Origin of the sequence: Enterobacter sp. 2VL (assembly GCF_005503595.1) — a bacterium.
GTDB lineage: Bacteria > Pseudomonadota > Gammaproteobacteria > Enterobacterales > Enterobacteriaceae > Enterobacter > Enterobacter cancerogenus.
Map to the genome: position 1 here is coordinate 13,152 of NZ_SCNE01000007.1, position 19,675 is coordinate 32,826.

Consider the following 19,675-nt stretch of genomic DNA (forward strand, 5'->3'; position numbering starts at 1 on the left):
GAACGATCGAGCCCCTCGCCCCGTTGGGTAGAGGGGTTGGGGTGAGGGGAATTCTTTACACCTTACTCGCCATTATTTCAATAATCTGCCGATCCGTTGCCTGCATTGAACGACACGCCAGCGCGCACAGATTAGCGATAGACTGCTCCACGTCGTGCGCCACAATCCCTTCGTTGCCCGTCACGGCCGTTTCATCCAGCGCCATCATCACCGCTTTCCAGGCGCTGCCTACGCTGGTAGAGACCTTCATCGCGCAGCTGTTCGATGCGCCATCGCAGATCATCCCGCTGACATCCCCGATCATGCTGCCGATCGCCATGGCAATGGTCTGGTAGCCTCCGCCCATCAGCCACGCCATCCCGGCCGCAGCGCCCATTGCTGCCGTCGTTGCCGCACACAGCGCGGATAAACGTGGAAGCTGATGATGGATGTAGATAGCCGACAGGTGCGAGAGCATCAGCGCCCGGGCAAGCCGCTCTTGATCGGCCTGTACGTGCTCTGCCACGACCACCACAGGCATGGTCGCGGCGATCCCCTGGTTGCCGGAACCCGAGTTGCTCATCGCCGGGAGCGTCGCCCCGCCCATACGCGCATCTGACGCCGCGCTGGTGCGGATAACGATATCCGACCCGACATCCTGCGCCAGCCAGCCGCGCGAGCGTTGCTTAGTGAGCGTTGCGCCAATGTGCAGCCCCCATTTACCGCTCAGTCCCTCGCGGGAGAGCGCATCGTTCAACTCCCCTGCTTGCAGAATAAAGCGGATCGCCCCGAACGGAACCTGTTCGGCAAACGCCACAATCTGCGCAAGCGTGGTGTCCGAAAGCACCGACAGGGGATCGGCGTTCACCTCGTCCTGAGGCTCGTCGAGCGTAAAGCGCGTTTCGCCCCGGCACACCACCTCGACAACGCGCGTATGCCCCCCTGCGATGGTCACCATCGCAGAGGCCTCTCCGGCGTAAACACAGGCGCGGGAATAGAGGATCTCATCGCACGGTTCTTGCAGTTTCACCTGCACCAGACCGGCCTCCAGCAAGGCTTTGGCGCGCGCCAGCGCCTCAGGCGTGGCATCTTTCAACACCTCCAGCCCGGCCTGCGCGTTGCCGCCAATGGCCCCCAGCGCCGCCGCAATCGGCAGGCCGACCATGCCAGTACCGGGCACCGTAACGCCCAGACCGTTTTTCATCAGGTTTGGCGATACCCACGCCTCAATTTTCGTGACCTCAGCGCCCAGCTGCTCAGCGGCAATCGCACAGGCCAGCGCCAGAGAGACAGGTTCCGTACACCCCAGGGCAGGCTTAACTTCTTCCTGCACCGCACGAATAAACTGCGTCCATAAAGGATTCATTTGCTCAGACATCGTGACAACCTTATTCACTCCTCAGGAAAACGCGAGGAAAGGAGAAACACACAGCAGCAGTCCGGTAATAACGATAATCACCAGCGACACGCCTTTATATTTGTGCAGCGCCGGGACTTTGTAGACCAGCCACGCCGGAATTAAGCAGCCCACCATGCCGAAAATGGGGCTGCAAATTGAGGTAAAGCTCAGCACGGGCGCATTTAACACAATGGCGCTCCAGGCCAGCAGAATGGCGAACAGCATGATGCCGCGCTGCACGGTATGTTCATTGATTTTGTCTGTCGGCATTTTGCGGCGCAGGATATTCATCACAATGCCCTGCGTCGCCTCGCGAAAGCCGAGATACACGCCGAAGAACGCGGTCATGACGGCGAAAATATTGAGGATCACGCTGACGATTTTGACCCAGCCCGCGCCGTCACCGCTGATAAACTGCGCCGCAATCGCCAGAGCTGAAATATTCTGCTCGTAAGCTTTTACCGCTTCGTCGTGGCCCATTGCCAGGGTGAAGGAGACGGCGTAAAAAAAGACCGTCACAAACAGGATGCCGAAGGCGATATTCATTGCCCGCAGAGCCTTGTGGCGCGCGACCTCAACGGACTTCTCACGTGAGCGATACGAAATGACCATCGGGCTTAAGGTCTGAATAAACAGGATCGACGTTAAGGTAAACGGCAGCGTGATAATGGCGTTTTTAATCAGCAGCCCCATCGGCGGCAGCATGCCCACGTTGGCTAAATGCCAGAGGCCGATCATCGACAGCCCAAGCGCCGCCACCACAAACAGCTTGGTGAGCACCATCAGGCTTGAGACTTTAAACAGCAGCTTCTCACCGCGCGACGAGATCGCGACCAGAATGCAGATCAGGAATAAGCCGTAGAACGGGTTTTCCGAGAGCAAGCCGTCGGTCAGACCAAAGGTGTGCAGATAAGAGGCGCTGTCGTTGGTGATGGCAGTAGAATAGACGAACATCCAGATCACCAGCATCACGAAATAGAGCGCGCCTAATAATATGCCCCAGTTTTTCCCGAGATAACCGCTGATCACGCTCGGGTAATCTTTGCATTCCGGGGATTCAGCCAGCGTATTAATAAACAGACGCTGGAATAAATACATGGCCGGATAGCCAATGATCGACGAAAGTAAAAACACCCACAGGCCCATTAATCCGACCTGCACCGGGAGAAAAACGATCCCCGCGCCGATAGCCATCCCAATACTCATGATGACCCACCCCGTGTCGGTGCTGTCGAATTTAATCGCCTCGCGCCATTCGCTTTCACTCATACCTGCCCGCCTTGCCGCGGACGAGTCTTTCACAATCACACTGCTTTTTGTTGCCGTTTCCATTGGGCACTCGCTTATTTTGTAGGGTAACTAATTAATTTTTATTTGGTTTTTTCTCATCAGCGATAATGAGCAGAACTGCCGCAGGTGTGTGTTTTTAGAATGAAAAGATGATATCCGCAGAGGAAGAGAAAAAAGTCACAATTTTTATGGGGATTTACGTAAGCGGGAGGAAATTTTACTTCTTAATGGAGGGTTTTCGCCCTGTTTTGCTAAAAGTGACGGCGATCAAGAAAAAAAAGCCCCCTGTTATCGAGGGGGCTGGAGACATCGCAGGTTACATCGCCTGGGTAAAGGTTCGGGAGATCACGTCCTGCTGCTGCTCGCGCGTCAGGGCGTTAAACCGCACCGCATAGCCTGAAACGCGGATCGTCAGGTTCGGGTAATTCTCCGGATGATCAATAGCATCCATCAGCATCTCCCGGTTCATGACGTTGACGTTCAGATGCTGCCCACCCTCTATGGCCGCTTCGTGATGGAAGTACCCGTCCAGCAGCCCCACAAGGTTGGTTTTGCGCACGCCTTCATCTTTGCCCAGCGCCTGCGGCACAATCGAGAAGGTGTACGAAATACCGTCTTTGGCGTAGGTAAACGGCAGCTTCGCGACCGACGTCAACGAGGCCACCGCCCCTTTCCTGTCGCGCCCGTGCATCGGGTTGGCGCCCGGTGCAAACGGTGTCCCGCCGCGGCGGCCGTCCGGCGTGTTGCCGGTCTTCTGGCCGTAGACCACGTTCGATGTGATGGTCAGGATCGACTGGGTCGGCACGGCGTTACGGTAGGTTGGCAGCGCCTGAATCTTCTTCATAAAGCGCTCGACCAGATCGCAGGCGATGCTGTCCACCCGATCGTCATTGTTACCGTACTGCGGATAGTCGCCTTCAATCACAAAATCCACCGCCAGGCCAGTGTGGTCGCGCACCGGCTTCACCGTGGCGTACTTGATGGCTGACAGCGAATCCGCCGCCACCGACAGCCCGGCGATGCCGCAGGCCATGGTGCGATAGACATCGCGATCGTGCAGCGCCATCAGCGAGGCTTCGTAGCTGTACTTATCATGCATGTAGTGAATGAGATTCAGCGCGCTGATGTACTGTACCGCCAGCCAGTCCATAAAGTGATCGAGGCTCGCCATCACGGTGTCGTAATCCAGCACCTCGTCCAGCAGCGGATCGGTTTTCGGCCCCACCTGGATCTTCAGCTTCTCGTCCACGCCGCCGTTGATCGCATACAGCAGCGTTTTGGCGAGGTTGGCACGCGCCCCGAAGAACTGCATCTGCTTGCCGATCACCATCGGGCTGACGCAGCAGGCTATCGCGTAATCGTCGCTGTCGAAGTCAGCGCGCATCAGATCGTCGTTTTCATACTGCAGCGAAGAGGTGACGATCGACACCTGCGCGGCATATTTCTTGAACGCGATCGGCAGGTGTTCAGACCAGAGGATCGTCAGGTTCGGCTCCGGCGCAGGCCCCATGGTGTGCAGCGTGTGCAGGTAGCGGAAGCTGTTTTTGGTGACCAGCGTGCGGCCATCCAGCCCCATACCGCCGATCACCTCCGTGGCCCAGATAGGATCGCCGGAAAAGAGCGTGTCGAACTCCGGCGTGCGCAGGAAGCGCACCATGCGGATCTTCATAATGAAGTGGTCGATCAGCTCCTGCGCCTGCATTTCGCTCAGGCGGCCTGCCTGCATATCCCGCTCAATGTAGATATCCAGGAACGTAGCCGTGCGCCCCAGCGACATCGCCCCGCCGTTCTGGGATTTTACCGCCGCCAGATAAGCAAAGTAGACCCACTGCACCGCCTCCTGAGCGTTCATCGCCGGGCGGGAGATGTCAAAGCCATAGCCCGACGCCATCTGCTGGATCTGCAGCAGCGCGCGTTTATGTTCCGCCAGCTCTTCGCGCAGGCGGATCGTCGCCTCCAGATCTTCACCGCGCTCAAGTTTTCCCTGCAGATCGGCGAACTGCAGCTCGCGCTCGCGCACCAGATAGCTGATGCCGTACAGCGCCACGCGACGATAATCACCGATGATCCGCCCGCGTCCGTAGCCGTCCGGCAATCCCGTCAGCACGCCCGATTTTCGGCAGCGCATCATCTCCGGGGAGTACACATCAAATACACCCTGGTTATGGGTTTTGCGCAGATCGGTAAACAGGTACTCAAACTGCGGATCCATTTCGCGCCCGTAGGCCTCGAAAGAGCTGCGGATCATGTTGATCCCACCGTACGGATGCAGGGCGCGCTTGAGGGGTTTATCAGTTTGCAGGCCGACGATCGTCTCCAGATCTTCGTCGATATAGCCCGGCCCATGCGCGGTAATGGTGGTAGCAATATTGGTGTCAAAATCCACCGGGGCGTGGGTGGCATTCTCCTGACGAATGCCGACCATCACCTTCTGCCACAGCGCCGTCGTTGCAGGCGTCGCCTGCGCGAGGAAAGCCTCATCACCTTCATAAGGGGTGTAGTTATGCTGAATAAAATCGCGCACGTTAACGGCGTCTTTCCATTCTTCACCGCGAAACCCGGCCCATGCGTCGCTGTAGGGCGCAACGCGCGTATCGATAGTTACTTTCATTCTCTTCTCGCTTTATCAGGCATAAGCCGCAGCCGATGTGACCTTCCCAAGACGGAGGGCATCCTGCGCGATCATTTTTTCTTCGTTGGTCGGGATCACCGCGCAGGCCGCACGGGACGCGTCGGTGGAAATAATGCGCTCGCCTGCGCTTCCCGGCAGGGCGTTTTTGGCGTCGTCCAGCGTGATGCCAAAGACCTTGAGCCGTTCAGCCACCAGCGCGCGGATAAGCGTTGAGTTCTCGCCGATTCCACCGGTGAAGATCACAGCGTCCAGCCGGTGCAGCGACGCCGCGTGCCCGGCAATGTGCCGCGCGATACGGTGCACAAAGGTGTGTATCGCCAGCTGCGCCCGCTGATGGCCTTCATGCCAGGCTTTTTCGAGCGTTCGCAGGTCGGACGATATTCCGGAGATCCCCAGCAGACCGGACTCTTTGTTAACCATCCGTTCCAGATCGTCGAGCGATTGATCCGTCTGCCGGGCAATCCACGCCATCGCGCCAAAATCCACGTCGCCGCAGCGCGTGCCCATCATCAACCCTTCCAGCGGCGTCATGCCCATAGAGGTATCGACGCTTTCACCGTTACGCACCGCGCAGATGGATGCCCCATTGCCCAGGTGGGCGATAACCAGCCCGCTGTCGTCAGGCGAAAGCCCGAGAAGCGTATGCGCCTGCCCGCTAACGTAGCGGTGCGAGGTGCCGTGGAAGCCGTAGCGGCGCACGCCCAGCTCTTCGAAATAGCGATACGGCAGCCCATAGAGCCAGGCGTGCGGTGCCAGCGTCTGGTGGAAGCTGGTATCAAACACCGCAACCTGCTGCACGCCCGGGAACATGCGTTCAGCCGCTTCCACGCCGCTCAGGTTGGCGTAATTGTGCAAAGGCGCCAGCGGAGACACCTGGCGGATCTGCTCGATGACCTCTTCGGTGATAAGGGTGGATTCGCTGAAGCGATCGCCACCGTGGGCAATGCGGTGGCCAATCAAGGCCACGCTGCTCATCAGATCGCGCTTCTCCAGCTCAAGGGCGATGGCCGCCAGCGCCCCTTCGTAATCCTGGTGAGCCAGTTTGACCAGCTCACCGCCGTTCACCGAGATACAGGCGTTCTCAGTGTTGATGCCGTCTGCAATGCCCGTCATCAGGGCATCGCAGTGTGCTGCGTCGAGTACTGAAAACTTAACCGAAGACGATCCGCAGTTAATGACCAGTACAACCGGAAATTCAATCATGGTGTGACTCCGCTCATCCTGAGCTTTGGGTTAGAACAGTTTGTAAACGATATTCAGAATGGTCAGCAGGCCGACCGCAGTAACGAAAATGTTCTCCGCTCTGCCTTTATATTTCGCCAGCGCCGGTGCCTTGCGGATGGCATACATCGGCAGCAGGCACAGCAGTGAGGCGATGATTGGCGCACCCATGGCTTCAATAAGGTCGAGAATGTTCGGGTTGGCGTAGGCCACCACCCAGGTTGACCCCATGATGAATACCATGCTGATGGTGTTCAGTTTGCCGACCGAGACGTTCTTCTTGTCACCCTTGTAACCGAACTTCAGGATCAGGCCGTTCAGCCCTTCCAGGGTGCCCAGGTAGTGGCCGAAGAAGGATTTGAAGATCGCCACCAGCGCGATGATAGAAGCACCGTATTCCAGTACCGTCGCGAAGGTCGATTTGCTGCCCGACATCGAAGCAAAGTGGTTCGCCAGATAAGAGAGCACCGGAATGTTCTGCGCTTTGGCTTCCGCCATGTTCTGTGGGGAGAGCGTGAACAGGCAGCTAAAGGCAAAGAACATCACCACGGCGACCATCAGCAGGCTGGCGCGACTGATGATTTTGGAACATTTCTGCTCGGTGAACGCTTTGCCAAACTCCGGCTCGTACTCTTCGCGTTTGGAGACCACAAACGAGGAGACGATAGGCGAGAAGTTAAAGGAGAAGACCATGATGGAGATCCCCAGCCAGACCGTCACCAGAATGCCGTCGTGCCCGGTAAAGGCGATATCGCTCAGGTTGACCTGGTCGATCACCGCCGAGTTCCAGTAGGGGATCAGCGACAGGGAGATCAGCACCAGACTGGCGATAAACGGGAACACCAGGAAGCTCATCACCTTCACCATCAGGTCTTTACCAAACCAGATCACAAAGGCCATCAGCAGCAGCAGGAACAGCGCCACAAAGCCACGGTTAAGCGCCGGGAGCTGCAGCTGGTTTTCCCAGAAGGTCATAAAGGTGTTGGTAATGGTGACGCCGTAAATCCACAGCAGCGGGCAAATCGCAAAGAAGTAGAGGAAGGTGATCACCACCCCACCGGTCTTGCCGAAATGCTCTTCCACCGTTTCCGTAATGTTCCCGGAGACGTTGCTCCCGGACAGGCACAAACGCGCCAGCGCGCGGTGGCAGTAAAAGGCGATGGGATAGGCCAGCACCAACATCAGCAGGATTGGGATCAGCCCGCCAAAGCCTGCACGGATCGGGAAGAACAGCACGCCTGCGCCAATGGCGGTACCAAACAGGCCCAGCGTCCAGGTGGTATCAGACTTACGCCATGCGGACGTTTTTGTCTGGCCAACGATAATGCTTTCTGTGTTGCTCATAGGTCATCCTTTATGCGTCAACGAAGCCGGTAATTTGCGAAACGCGGGAAAGATCGATATTGCCGCCGGAAATAATGCACACCGTTTTGCGGCCCTGAATATAGTGGTCCAGTTTGCCGCTTAATAAGGCGGCACAGGCCAGCGCGCCCGCCCCTTCTGTCACCACTTTATTTCGCTGAATAAGTGCAATCATGCTGTTGCGAATGTCATCCTCGCTGACCAGCACAATGTCATCGACTAATTCACGAACAATGTCGAACGTTAATTTACCCGGGCGAGAGACATCGCAGCCGTCGGCTAATGTGCCGGTTACACGGTGATTAATGATTTCTCCGGCTTGCCAGGACGCCGCCATACCGTGAACGTTTTCTGACTGCACGCCGATAATATTAATGGTTGGGTTAACGGATTTAATGGCCGTAGCAATGCCGGCAATTAATCCGCCGCCGCCAATAGGCACAATCACGTTATCCACATCATAGAGATCTTCAAGAATTTCCAGGCCAATCGTTCCCTGCCCGGCAATGACCTTAGGATCGTCATAAGGCGGGATAAAAATGCGCCCTTCCATCTCAACGATTTCGCTCACTTTCGCGATGGTATCGTTGAAGTTTTCGCCGTGGAGCACCACCTCGGCGGAGTAGTCGCGCGTGGCGGCGACCTTGGATTTCGGTGCGCCCATCGGCATGACCACTTTGCCATCGATACCGAGCATGGCGCAGGAGAGCGACACGCCCTGAGCATGATTTCCGGCGGAACACGCCACCACGCCTTTACGTTTCTCCGCCTCCGTAAGCGAACTGAGTTTATTAAACGCACCGCGAATTTTAAAAGAGCCGGTGCGCTGCATATTTTCAAATTTCAGAAAAATTTCACCCTTGCAACGTTCGCTGAGATAATTTGAACGCGGCATACCGGTTTTATAAACCTTACCGGCCAGGCGTTTTCTGGCATCCTGAATATCTTCGATGGTCACCGGGAGGTCGTAGGTAATGTGCATAATATCCTCGTTATAATAATTGATTGTTTTCAGGCAAACTCAGGGTATCAGAGCGCTAAAACGACACGCTCCGGGTGTTTTTTAAACTGTTGTTACGATTTCATCGTCGTCGTTCGATATTCATTGACGAATATTGTTTCGCCAGTTCGACTAATACCGAGGCGGATTTTTTAATACTGTAATTTTTGGACCATACCGCGGCGTAACGTGCCACGGGTAATTCATCTTCAACCGGCAGCATAATAAACTGGTCAGAACCGAACGGCGCAATCATGTCGCGAGGAATAACCGTCAGGTAATCGGCATTAAGGACAAGGTTATAAATGGTGACGACCGAATCGGTCTGGACGATATTTTCAATGCTGATGTGGTTGTCTTGCAGGGTAGTCAGAAGTTCTTTGTAGTAGCCCATATCGGTTTGCGGCATCACCCACTGTTCATGCGTGAGCGATGCCAGTGTAGTCGAGCCGGTGCACGTTCGTGATTTGCTGGCGACCAGCACAAACTCGGACTCAAACAGCGGCTCCACGTGAAGATCCTGCAGCAGCATCTCGTCGCTCAGCGTGCCGATAGCAAAATCCAGCCGACCATCGCGAATGGCGGGCAGGAAAGAGGAGAGCTGCGCTTCATACATGGATACCCGCGCTTTCGGGAACACTTCCTTGAACTTTTTGATCATCTCCGACAGGAAGGTGAAGCCGATGAGCGACGGATAGCCGAATGAAACGTCCATGACGGTGCTAAAGCTGAGGCTGTTAATTTCGCTCACCATGTTCTTCATCTCTCGGGTGATCGACTCTGAGTACGACAGCAACACCTGGCCTGCGGCAGTAAGCTTTACGCCGGTATTTTTACGAACCATCACTTCGACGCCGAAGTAGGATTCGATATCGCTGATGATTTTGCTGACCGCGGGTTGCGTCAATCCCAGTTGTCTTGCAGCAGAACCTATGGAGCCACTTTTAATGACTTCCTGAAATACCACGAGATGCTGTGTTTTCGGTAGAATAATAGTGTTCATAATATTCTGCGCTTATTTCCCTATGACGGGGCGAATTCTACCCAATATTGTTTCAGGGGGTATGTGCTGTTACTCACAATTTGCCTTTACGCGCTTTCACCACTCATAATAAAAACTCCTTAAATTTCTTTTTATTCAATCATTTAAACAAAAATAAACGCGCTATTTGGCTGATATTGATCAACAAAATCGCAGGTAATAAAAATATTTTATGGTGATAACTGAGGTGAATTTTTTGGATATATAAGCGGCAAGAAAGGCGATATTTCAAGCAATTAAAGACTACTAAGTAACCATTATTTTATTAAAACATTCCTGTATTTTATCAAATAAAGCGATAACGAATGATTGCTGCCAAAGTAAAGAGTGGAGCGGGTCACATATTCACATGGCAAATGTATTGAATTTCAATATATACATTTCAACTACGAAAACTTTCACCCTCATTCAGGCAACAATATTCACATCATAACAACACTGCGAATCGTCACTTTTTTAGCGTGAAATTTTGTGATTGCGATCGTCTACGGGTGATGAGCTGCCAGCAAAACGTCGTTGGGAGTGAAATGTGCTTAATGTCGCAAATATGAGAATTGATGTCGTTTACCGGGGTTATGGGTGGTACGCGCTTAGCTGGCCAACGACCGACAGATAGCAAATCATTTAGTGTACATAGCAAAAACCCCGCCGAGGCGGGGTTCTTTAAGAAGTTGAAGCTGACCGATAAGCCGGGTTCTGTCGTGGACAGTCATTCATCTAGGCCAGCAATCGCTCACTGGCTCAAGCAGCCTACCCGGGTTCAGTACGGGCCGTACCATGTGAACCCCTATTTGGCCTTGCTCCGGGTGGAGTTTACCGTGCCACGGACTGTTGCCAGCCGCGCGGTGCGCTCTTACCGCACCCTTTCACCCTTACCTGATCCCGCTTGCGCGGGCCATCGGCGGTTTGCTCTCTGTTGCACTGGTCGTGGGTTTCCCCCCCAGGCGTTACCTGGCACCCTGCCCTGTGGAGCCCGGACTTTCCTCCCCTCCGCCCGTCTCCCCCCGAAAGGGGACGACGACGAAGCGGCGACTGTCTGGTCAGCTTCGGCGCGAAGTATAGAGGGTTTGCGTCTCGCTGTCACCCTTGCGTGCGCATCCCCACCTGCAAAGTGGCGGCGATATTGCGCGAGGCGCGATAAATATTGTCATAAGCCCCGCGAAACGCCTCCTCCAGCGAGCCAATACTGGTCAGCACGCTGAACACCGCGTCGATGCCATACTGATGCACCACGCCGACGTCCTGCGTCAGGCTTCCGGCAATGCCGATCACCGGCTTATGGTATTTTTTGGCGACGTTCGCCACGCCCACCGGCACCTTGCCATGAATGCTCTGGCTGTCGATGCGCCCTTCCCCCGTCAGCACCCAGGTACAGTCGTGTATATGTTCTTCAAGGTTGAGTGCCTGGGTGACAATCTCAATGCCGCTCTTCAGCTCTGCGCCGAGGAAGGCCATCAGCGCCGCCCCCATTCCGCCTGCGGCCCCCGCGCCCGGTACCTGTTTAACATCGATGCGCAGGGATTTTTTAATCACGTCGGCATAATGGCTAAGGTTGGCGTCGAGTTCGAGGATCATCCCCTCGGTCGCCCCTTTCTGTGGGCCAAAGATCCGCGACGCGCCCTTTTCGCCCACCAGCGGGTTCGTCACGTCACAGGCGACGCGGATCGTGCAGCTTTTGAGCCGGGCATCCAGGCCCGTAAGATCGATACTGTTCAACGCCATCAGGCTGCCGCCGCCATAGCCAATTTCCGTGCCGTTCGCGTCGGTGAGCTTCGCGCCCAGCGCCTGCATCATACCCGCCCCGCCGTCGTTGGTTGAACTTCCGCCGATGCCGATAATAATGTTGCGTGCGCCTTTATCCAGCGCACAGAGGATCAACTCGCCCGTGCCGCGCGAGGTGGTCACCAACGGGTTACGCCGCGTGGGAGGCACCAGCGCCAGGCCGCTGGCCGCCGCCATCTCGATAAAGGCGGTGCCGCCATCGCCAGACATCCCCCAGCAGGCATTGACCTTCTCGCCCAGCGGGCCAGTGACCACGGCATGCTGTTCTGTGCCCCGGGTCGCGGCAATCATCGCTTCGACTGTCCCTTCTCCACCGTCAGCAACAGGCACAGAAACATAAAGTGCATCGGGGAAGATTTCCCGAAATCCTTTTTCAATCGCCTGTGCTACCTCGGTGGCAGAAAGGCTTTCTTTATACGAGTCTGGCGCGATTACGATTTTCATAGTTGTAGCCTGTTACTACACAACGCCCGGCAGGCGTAGCGCCGCCGGGCAGGACGTCATTAGCGAGAGACTTCCACCTTCGCCAGCTTTTCGTAGTAGCACGCAATCGCGCTATGGTCGGCGGTGCCCAGACCGTCGGCGCGCAGCGCCTGCATCATCTCCATCACCGCGGCGGTCAGCGGCAACTGCGCGCCCACGCCGTGCGAGGTATCCAGCGCGTTCGCCAGATCTTTAATGTGCAGATCGATACGGAAGCCCGGCTTGAAATTACGATCCATTACCATCGGCGCTTTGGCATCCAGCACGGTACTGCCCGCAAGGCCGCCACGGATCGCCTGATACACCAGGTCCGGGTTAACGCCGGCTTTGGTTGCCAGCGTAAGGGCTTCAGACATCGCGGCGATGTTCAGCGCGACAATCACCTGGTTTGCCAGCTTGGTGACGTTGCCCGCCCCGATTTCACCGGTATGCACTACGGAACCGGCCATCGCTTTCATCAGGTCGTAGTATTTGTCGAAGATGGCCTTATCACCGCCGACCATGACGGAAAGCGTGCCGTCGATGGCCTTTGGCTCACCGCCGCTTACCGGCGCATCCAGCATATCGACGCCCTTCGCTTTTAGCGCTTCGCTGATCTCGCGGCTCGCCAGCGGGGCGATAGAACTCATGTCGATCACCACCAGGCCCGGCTTCGCGCCCTCAATAATGCCGTTCTCACCCAGCGCCACCTCTTTGACGTGCGGGGAGTTGGGCAGCATCGTAATGATGACATCGCACTGTTCGGCAATGGCTTTGGCCGTGGTCGCAGCTTCTGCCCCGGCCGAAATAACCTCAGCCACCGACTCCGGATTACGGTCAGAAACCACCAGTGAGTAACCGGCTTTGATGAGATTTTTGCTCATGGGCTTGCCCATGATCCCCAGGCCAATAAATCCGACTTTCAGCGTCATAATCTTTTCCTCGATGATGGTTATTTTTTAAAAGCGTCCGCTAATTTCTGCGTGGCCGAGCGGAACACGCCGAGATCGCTACCCACGGCGACGAAGGTTGCCCCCCACTCCAGGTAACGGCGGGCGTCTGCCTCAACCGGTGCCAGGATGCCGCACGGTTTGCCGTGTGCTTTGGCGCGGGCAAAGATGTGCTGGATGGCGCGCTGCACCTCCGGGTGTCCGGCATTGCCGAGGTGGCCGAATGCAGCCGCCAGATCGCTTGGGCCGACGAAGATGCCGTCCACGCCGTCGGTCGCCGCGATAGCATCCACGCTATCAACGCCCTGCTGGCTCTCGATCTGCACCAGGATGGTGATGTTCTTGTTGGACTGCGCGAGGTAATCCGGCACGGTGCCAAACATATTGGCGCGATGTGAAACGGACACGCCGCGGATGCCTTCCGGCGGGTAGCGGGTAGAGGCCACGGCCTGCACCGCCTCTTCTTCACTTTCCACAAACGGGATCAGGAAGTTGTAGAAACCGATATCCAGCAAACGTTTGATGATCACCGGCTCGTTAGTCGGGACACGTACCACCGGCGCGCTCTGGCTGCCTTTCAGCGCCATCAGCTGCGGGATAAAGGTGCTGATGTCGTTCGGCGCATGTTCGCCGTCTAACACCAGCCAGTCGAAACCGGCAAGACCCAGCACTTCGGTACTGATGGGGTTCGCCAGCGCAGACCAGCAGCCAATCTGGATCTGGTGTGCCGCGAGGGCCGCTTTAAATTTGTTCGGGAAGATATCGTTACTCATCGCTTATACCTTTGCTTATTTCTGCAATTCCATACGTTTGATGTCGCCTACCACAAACAGGTAGCAAACCATCGCCATCAACGCTGAACAGCCCACGAATACCAGCGCCGCGTTGAACGAATGCAGCTCGCTGACCAGATAACCAATGACCAGCGGCGTCGCGATAGACGCCACGTTACCAAAGACGTTAAACACCCCACCGCACAGGCCGACAATCTCTTTTGGTGCGGTGTCGGAAATGACCGGCCAACCGAGTGCACCAAATCCTTTACCGAAGAAGGCCAGCGCCATCAGCGCTACCACAAGCGTGGTGTTATCGGTGTAATTACACAGGATGATGGAGGACGCCAGCAGCATGCCCAGCACAATCGGCAGCTTACGCGCCAGGGTGATCGACTTGCCCTGCTTAATCAGATAGTCCGAGAACACTCCGCCGAGCACGCCACCGGCAAACCCGCACAGCGCCGGAATAGAGGCCACCAGGCCCACTTTCAGAATCGACATGCCTTTTTCCTGCACCAGATAAATCGGGAACCAGGTGAGGAAGAACCAGGTGATGGTGTTGATAAAGTATTGACCAAAGAACACGCCCAGCATCATGCGATTGGTCAATAACTGTTTGATGTAATGGAGCTTAGGCCCGCTGGCAACCTGCGCGCCCGGCTTTTTATGATCCATATCCACCACGGCGCCGCCTTCAGTAATGAAGTTCAGCTCCTGCGCGGACATCCGCGGATGGTCGGTCGGGTTATGGATAAACTTCACCCAGATGCCCGTCAGGACAAAACCGATCGCGCCCATCACGGTGAACACATGTTCCCAGCCCCAGGCGAAGGTCAGCCAGCCCAGCAGCGGAGAGAAGATCGCCAGCGAGAAATACTGCGCGGCGTTAAACAACGCGGAGGCCGTCCCGCGCTCTTTGGTCGGGAACCAGGCCGCCACAATACGGGCGTTCGCCGGGAAGGACGGCGCTTCAGAGAAGCCGAGCATAAAACGCATGACAAACATCGACACGCCTGCCCAGGCCAGGGGGAAAACGTCCACAAAGCCCTGTAGGAAGGTGAACAGCGACCAGAAAAACAGGCTATAGGTATAGACCTTTTTGGAGCCAAACTTATCGAGAAGCCAGCCGCCGGGGATTTGCATCAGCAGGTAGGCCCAGCCGAATGCGGAGAAAATATACCCCATTGAGACGGCGCTAAGCTGCAGCTCTTTCGCCACTTCCGTACCGGCAATCGACAGCGTGGCACGGTCAGCGTAGTTAATGGCCGTCACGATAAAAATAATAAGCAGAATTAAATAGCGGGTAGGCATACCCTTTCTCGATTCTACGGTCGTATCCAGTATCATGTTTATTTCCTCGGGCACATCGGGAGTTTTATATTTATAATTTTAGGAAGAGTCTCTCCTGATTATTTATCGATAGCAGCTCATATCAGGTAATTAACCAGACGCAATGAAATCGTGATTCAGTATAGCCACCGTCCAATGGCATCACATTGGATTAACGCTCAATTATTACGGCAATTTTCAATAATGTTTTGAGCATATGCACAACGTACTGGGCGCTGATGCACAGAATCATCGATAACCTGCCGGGTGGCGTGTTCTCTCGCCTGACGAGGTGATCTTGATCACATTTTTATATCCCAGGTCCTGACATTCTTTATTTAGAAAGCAGCGTCTTTATTTCGACAATAAGAAAATAAATACTCATCTGGCTGCATTTATTATCAGACACTTTGCTGGAGAATACTGAACAATGGCCGACATTGAAATTCGACAAGCATCGCCGACGGCGTTCTATATTAAAGTTCACGATACCGATAACGTGGCGATTATTGTCAACGACAACGGCTTAAAAGCGGGGACGCGTTTCCCGGACGGGCTGGAATTAATTGAGCATATTCCTCAGGGGCATAAAGTCGCACTGGTGGATATCCCGGCTAACGGTGAAATCGTGCGTTACGGCGAAGTGATTGGCTACGCGGCGCGAGCCATTGCCCAGGGAAGCTGGATTGAGGAGTCCCTGGTTGAGCTGCCAACCGCGCCGCCACTGAACACCCTGCCGCTGGCGACCCGCGTACCGGAGCCGCTGCCGCCGCTGGAAGGCTATACCTTTGAAGGCTACCGCAATGCGGACGGCAGCGTCGGCACCAAAAACCTGCTCGGTATTACCACCAGCGTGCACTGCGTGGCGGGCGTGGTGGATTACGTGGTGAAGATCATTGAGCGCGACCTGCTGCCGAAATACCCCAACGTCGACGGCGTGGTGGGTCTGAACCATCTCTACGGCTGCGGCGTAGCCATCAACGCCCCCGCTGCCGTGGTCCCGATTCGTACTATTCACAATATCGCCCTGAACCCCAACTTTGGCGGCGAGGTTATGGTGATTGGTCTGGGCTGTGAAAAACTCCAGCCTGAGCGCCTGCTCCAGGGCACCGAAGATGTCAAAGCCATTGCGGTCGACGACGCCAGCATCCTGCGCCTGCAGGACGAGCACCACGTCGGCTTTCGCTCAATGGTTGACGACATTCTTCAGGTGGCAGAGCGTCATCTCGACAAACTGAACATGCGCCAGCGCGAAACCTGTCCGGCTTCCGAGCTGGTAGTGGGCACCCAGTGCGGCGGCAGCGACGCGTTCTCCGGCGTGACCGCTAATCCGGCGGTCGGCTATGCGTCCGATTTGTTAGTACGCTGCGGGGCGACGGTGATGTTCTCCGAAGTTACCGAAGTACGCGATGCCATTCATCTGCTCACGCCGCGCGCCGTCAATGAAGAGGTCGGCAAACGTCTGCTGGAAGAGATGGCCTGGTACGATAACTATCTTGATATGGGCAAAACCGATCGCAGCGCCAACCCCTCGCCGGGCAATAAAAAAGGCGGTCTGGCAAACGTGGTGGAAAAAGCCCTCGGTTCGATTGCGAAATCGGGCCAGAGCGCGATTGTCGAAGTGCTTTCGCCGGGCCAGCGCCCGACCAAACGCGGCCTGATCTATGCGGCAACCCCCGCCAGCGATTTCGTCTGCGGCACGCAGCAGGTGGCGTCAGGCATTACGGTACAGGTCTTCACCACCGGGCGCGGCACGCCGTACGGCTTGATGGCAGTACCGGTGATCAAAATGGCGACCCGCACCGAGCTGGCAAACCGCTGGTATGACTTAATGGATATCAACGCGGGCACTATCGCGACCGGGGAAGAGAGCATTGAGGAGGTGGGCTGGAAGTTGTTCCACTTTATTCTGGATGTGGCGAGTGGACGTAAGAAAACCTTCTCCGACCAATGGGGACTACACAATCAGCTGGCGGTATTTAACCCGGCGCCGGTGACGTGATTATGCCCCTCACCCTGCCCTCTCCCCAAAGGAGAGGGTGAAAATCGCACCGAACGGTTCCCTCTCCCCGTCGGAGAGGGTTAGGAAGCCCTTTAAACCAGCACCACCTCAATCCCGCTCTTACGCAGCCCCTCCAGGCTTTCAACCGGTATCCCTTCGTCAACGATAATCATATCAATCCGCTGCGTATCGATAATTTTATGCAGGCTGGAGCGGTTAAACTTGCTTGAGTCAGTCACGACAATAATACGCTCGGCCACTTCGCACATTTTACGGTTCAGGCGGGCCTCGTCCTCGTTGTGCGTGCTCACGCCGCGATCCAGATCGATGGCATCAACCCCCAGGAACAGCAGGTCGAAATGGTAGTTCTGCAACGACTGTTCCGCCTGGTCGCCATAGAAAGATTGCGACTGGCGTCGCAGGTGTCCACCGGTCATCAGCAGTTCTACCCCATCCGCTTCCAGCAGGGCATTCGCAACGTTCATACCGTTCGTCATGGCAATCACATCCGTATGCTGGCGCAGCATGCGGGCGATTTCAAAGGTGGTGGTACCGGAGTCCAGAATAATGCGATGCCCCGGCTTCACCAGCCCGGCCGCGGCCTGGGCGATGCTGCGTTTCACCGCCGTGTTCAGCGAGCTTTTGTCCTCAACGGAAGGCTCGACCCCGGCGGCAGTGCCTTCGCAAATGAGTGCGCCGCCATAGGCGCGAACCGCAATCCCCTGCTTCTCAAGAAACGCCAGGTCGTTGCGGATGGTCACCGTCGACACGCCGTATAAAGAGGAGAGATCGTTCACCTGCACGCTTCCCTGCGCCCGCAACCGCTGAATAATGTGTTCTCGCCTTTCACTGGTCCCGGTGATGCGCTTCTCTGCGGAAGAATCGGTGCTGCTCATGCGAGCTCCTTAATCAATAAACTTTCGTTTCATTTCGTTTTATCTATTAACGCCTTTCTTTTACGAAAATGCAACCCCGCCACGGCCCCGTGGCGTCAGCACTTTTCGCGCTGAAACCTTTCATTATGTTTCTTTTGTGAAACAGATCGGAAAACTATTATCTTTCGTTTTATTTTTATACCACCATGATGCAGTATCAAATGAAACAAAACGAAAGATTGACACCATCACCATCCGAAATGGAGAGGAAAGTGAAACATCTGACAGAAATGGTGAAGCAACATAAACGGGGGAATGCAAACGGGATTTATGCCGTCTGTTCCGCACATCCGCTGGTCCTTGAAGCCGCAATTCGTTACGCCCAATTGCACCAGACACCGCTGCTGATCGAAGCCACCTCGAACCAGGTGGATCAGTTTGGCGGCTATACCGGCATGACGCCCGCCGATTTTCACGGGTTTGTCTGCCAACTGGCGGAGTCTCTTGGCTTCCCGTCGTCACAGCTGATCCTCGGCGGCGACCATCTGGGGCCAAACCGCTGGCAAAGCCTGCCTGCGGATCAGGCAATGGCCAATGCCGACGATCTGATCAGGTGCTATGTCGCAGCCGGTTTTAAAAAGATCCACCTCGATTGCAGCATGTCCTGCGAAGACGATCCGGTCCCGCTAACCGATGCCATTGTTGCCGAACGCGCGGCGCGTCTGGCAAAAATTGCCGAAGAGACCTGCCGCGCGCGGTTTGGCTCCGCTGACCTGGTCTATGTCATCGGCACGGAAGTGCCGGTGCCCGGTGGTGCGCATGAAACATTAAGCGAGCTGGACGTCACCACGCCCGAGGCAGCACGCGCCACGCTTGAGGCGCACCGTCACGCGTTCGAAAAGGAAGGATTAAACGCTCTCTGGCCACGCATCATTGGCCTGGTGGTGCAGCCCGGCGTCGAATTCGACCACACCCAGGTGTGTGATTATCAGCCGCAAAAAGCCGTCGCGCTCAGTAAAATGGTAGAGGCTTACGACACCCTGGTGTTTGAGGCACACTCCACCGATTACCAGACGCCGCAGGCCCTGCGACAATTAGTGAACGGTCACTTCGCGATCCTCAAAGTCGGCCCGGCGCTCACCTTTGCCCTGCGTGAAGCCTTGTTCTCTCTGGCCGCGATAGAAGAAGAGTTATTACCCGCCAAAGCCAGCTCTGGCCTGCGTCAGGTGCTGGAAAACGTCATGCTCGACCGCCCGGAATACTGGCAAAGCCACTACCACGGCGACGGCAACGCACGGCGTCTGGCACGTGGCTACAGCTATTCCGACCGCGTGCGCTACTACTGGCCAGACGGCCAGATAGACGATGCCTTCGCGCGGCTGGTGCGTAATCTGGCAGACGAACCAATCCCCCTGCCGCTTATCAGCCAATATCTGCCGTTGCAGTACAGCAAAGTTCGCGAGGGTGCTCTCAAGTCGACGCCACGGGACCTCATCATTGACCACATTCAGGACATACTCCAGCAGTACCATGCCGCCTGCGAAGGCGTAACGACTCAACACGCATAATTAAAA

14 protein-coding genes and 1 other RNA gene are annotated in these 19,675 nt (G+C 55.9%); 2 read left to right on the top strand and 13 right to left on the bottom strand.

Features of this window, described 5'->3' with window-relative positions; translation table 11 throughout:
* Positions 1-55: 55 nt before the first annotated feature.
* The 12 genes from FFS28_RS16410 to FFS28_RS16465 form a co-directional block, all read right to left on the bottom strand.
* Positions 56-1,357 carry an L-cysteine desulfidase family protein gene (locus FFS28_RS16410; RefSeq protein WP_137903490.1) on the bottom strand — a complete coding sequence of 434 codons (1,302 nt, stop codon included), beginning with the start codon at positions 1,355-1,357 and terminating at the stop codon, positions 56-58.
* Between the two features lie 21 nt (positions 1,358-1,378).
* The gene (locus FFS28_RS16415) at positions 1,379-2,710 is read right to left on the bottom strand and encodes an SLC5/6 family protein (RefSeq protein WP_137903491.1); all 1,332 of its coding nucleotides are present in this window, start codon (positions 2,708-2,710) and stop codon (positions 1,379-1,381) included.
* Between the two features lie 274 nt (positions 2,711-2,984).
* Positions 2,985-5,279 (bottom strand): formate C-acetyltransferase, encoded by a 2,295-nt coding sequence (pflB, locus tag FFS28_RS16420; protein WP_137903492.1) that lies wholly within the window; start codon positions 5,277-5,279, stop codon positions 2,985-2,987.
* A 15-nt stretch (positions 5,280-5,294) separates the two neighbouring features.
* Positions 5,295-6,503 (bottom strand): propionate kinase, encoded by a 1,209-nt coding sequence (tdcD, locus tag FFS28_RS16425; protein ID WP_137903493.1) that lies wholly within the window; start codon positions 6,501-6,503, stop codon positions 5,295-5,297.
* A 30-nt stretch (positions 6,504-6,533) separates the two neighbouring features.
* Positions 6,534-7,865, bottom strand: a complete 1,332-nt coding sequence (tdcC, locus tag FFS28_RS16430) for a threonine/serine transporter TdcC (protein WP_006178708.1) — start codon at positions 7,863-7,865, stop codon at positions 6,534-6,536.
* A gap of 10 nt (positions 7,866-7,875) precedes the next feature.
* A complete protein-coding gene (gene tdcB, locus FFS28_RS16435) occupies positions 7,876-8,865 on the bottom strand; it encodes a bifunctional threonine ammonia-lyase/L-serine ammonia-lyase TdcB (RefSeq protein ID WP_088208484.1) in 990 nt (329 codons plus the stop codon).
* Between the two features lie 100 nt (positions 8,866-8,965).
* Positions 8,966-9,886, bottom strand: a complete 921-nt coding sequence (tdcA, locus tag FFS28_RS16440; RefSeq protein WP_006178710.1) for a transcriptional regulator TdcA — start codon at positions 9,884-9,886, stop codon at positions 8,966-8,968.
* Between the two features lie 708 nt (positions 9,887-10,594).
* An RNA gene (gene rnpB / locus FFS28_RS16445) (RNase P RNA component class A) lies at positions 10,595-10,973 on the bottom strand.
* 32 nt (positions 10,974-11,005) lie between these two features.
* Positions 11,006-12,151 (bottom strand): glycerate 2-kinase, encoded by a 1,146-nt coding sequence (garK, locus tag FFS28_RS16450; protein ID WP_137903494.1) that lies wholly within the window; start codon positions 12,149-12,151, stop codon positions 11,006-11,008.
* A 59-nt stretch (positions 12,152-12,210) separates the two neighbouring features.
* The gene (garR, locus tag FFS28_RS16455) at positions 12,211-13,101 is read right to left on the bottom strand and encodes a 2-hydroxy-3-oxopropionate reductase (protein ID WP_006178715.1); all 891 of its coding nucleotides are present in this window, start codon (positions 13,099-13,101) and stop codon (positions 12,211-12,213) included.
* Between the two features lie 20 nt (positions 13,102-13,121).
* Entirely contained in the window at positions 13,122-13,892 is a 771-nt protein-coding gene (gene garL, locus FFS28_RS16460) for a 2-dehydro-3-deoxyglucarate aldolase (RefSeq protein WP_058609426.1), read from the bottom strand.
* A gap of 15 nt (positions 13,893-13,907) precedes the next feature.
* Positions 13,908-15,242, bottom strand: a complete 1,335-nt coding sequence (locus tag FFS28_RS16465; protein ID WP_006178718.1) for an MFS transporter — start codon at positions 15,240-15,242, stop codon at positions 13,908-13,910.
* 412 nt (positions 15,243-15,654) lie between these two features.
* Between FFS28_RS16465 and garD the strand changes: the two genes are divergently transcribed.
* A complete protein-coding gene (gene garD, locus FFS28_RS16470; protein ID WP_137903495.1) occupies positions 15,655-17,226 on the top strand; it encodes a galactarate dehydratase in 1,572 nt (523 codons plus the stop codon).
* A 92-nt stretch (positions 17,227-17,318) separates the two neighbouring features.
* On the opposite strand, the gene FFS28_RS16475 is transcribed toward garD, so the two are convergent.
* Positions 17,319-18,122: a DeoR family transcriptional regulator gene (locus tag FFS28_RS16475; RefSeq protein WP_006178723.1), complete on the bottom strand. Its 804-nt coding sequence runs from the start codon at positions 18,120-18,122 to the stop codon at positions 17,319-17,321.
* A 239-nt stretch (positions 18,123-18,361) separates the two neighbouring features.
* Here FFS28_RS16475 and kbaZ point away from each other — a divergent pair, with 239 nt between their 5' ends.
* Complete coding sequence (kbaZ, locus tag FFS28_RS16480) at positions 18,362-19,669, top strand: tagatose-bisphosphate aldolase subunit KbaZ (RefSeq protein WP_137903496.1); 1,308 nt, start codon at positions 18,362-18,364, stop codon at positions 19,667-19,669.
* The last annotated feature ends 6 nt before the right edge of the window (positions 19,670-19,675 follow it).

Bases quoted from the DNA above. Each gene is read 5' to 3' on its own strand.
- garL (WP_058609426.1), bottom strand. From the start codon at position 13,892: ATGAGTAACGATATCTTCCCGAACAAATTTAAAGCGGCCCTCGCGGCA.
- tdcB (WP_088208484.1), bottom strand. From the start codon at position 8,865: ATGCACATTACCTACGACCTCCCGGTGACCATCGAAGATATTCAGGAT.
- FFS28_RS16415 (WP_137903491.1), bottom strand. From the start codon at position 2,710: ATGGAAACGGCAACAAAAAGCAGTGTGATTGTGAAAGACTCGTCCGCG.
- tdcD (WP_137903493.1), bottom strand. From the start codon at position 6,503: ATGATTGAATTTCCGGTTGTACTGGTCATTAACTGCGGATCGTCTTCG.
- kbaZ (WP_137903496.1), top strand. From the start codon at position 18,362: ATGGAGAGGAAAGTGAAACATCTGACAGAAATGGTGAAGCAACATAAA.
- garD (WP_137903495.1), top strand. From the start codon at position 15,655: ATGGCCGACATTGAAATTCGACAAGCATCGCCGACGGCGTTCTATATT.
- garK (WP_137903494.1), bottom strand. From the start codon at position 12,151: ATGAAAATCGTAATCGCGCCAGACTCGTATAAAGAAAGCCTTTCTGCC.
- FFS28_RS16475 (WP_006178723.1), bottom strand. From the start codon at position 18,122: ATGAGCAGCACCGATTCTTCCGCAGAGAAGCGCATCACCGGGACCAGT.
- pflB (WP_137903492.1), bottom strand. From the start codon at position 5,279: ATGAAAGTAACTATCGATACGCGCGTTGCGCCCTACAGCGACGCATGG.
- tdcA (WP_006178710.1), bottom strand. From the start codon at position 9,886: ATGAACACTATTATTCTACCGAAAACACAGCATCTCGTGGTATTTCAG.
- FFS28_RS16465 (WP_006178718.1), bottom strand. From the start codon at position 15,242: ATGATACTGGATACGACCGTAGAATCGAGAAAGGGTATGCCTACCCGC.
- FFS28_RS16410 (WP_137903490.1), bottom strand. From the start codon at position 1,357: ATGTCTGAGCAAATGAATCCTTTATGGACGCAGTTTATTCGTGCGGTG.
- garR (WP_006178715.1), bottom strand. From the start codon at position 13,101: ATGACGCTGAAAGTCGGATTTATTGGCCTGGGGATCATGGGCAAGCCC.
- tdcC (WP_006178708.1), bottom strand. From the start codon at position 7,865: ATGAGCAACACAGAAAGCATTATCGTTGGCCAGACAAAAACGTCCGCA.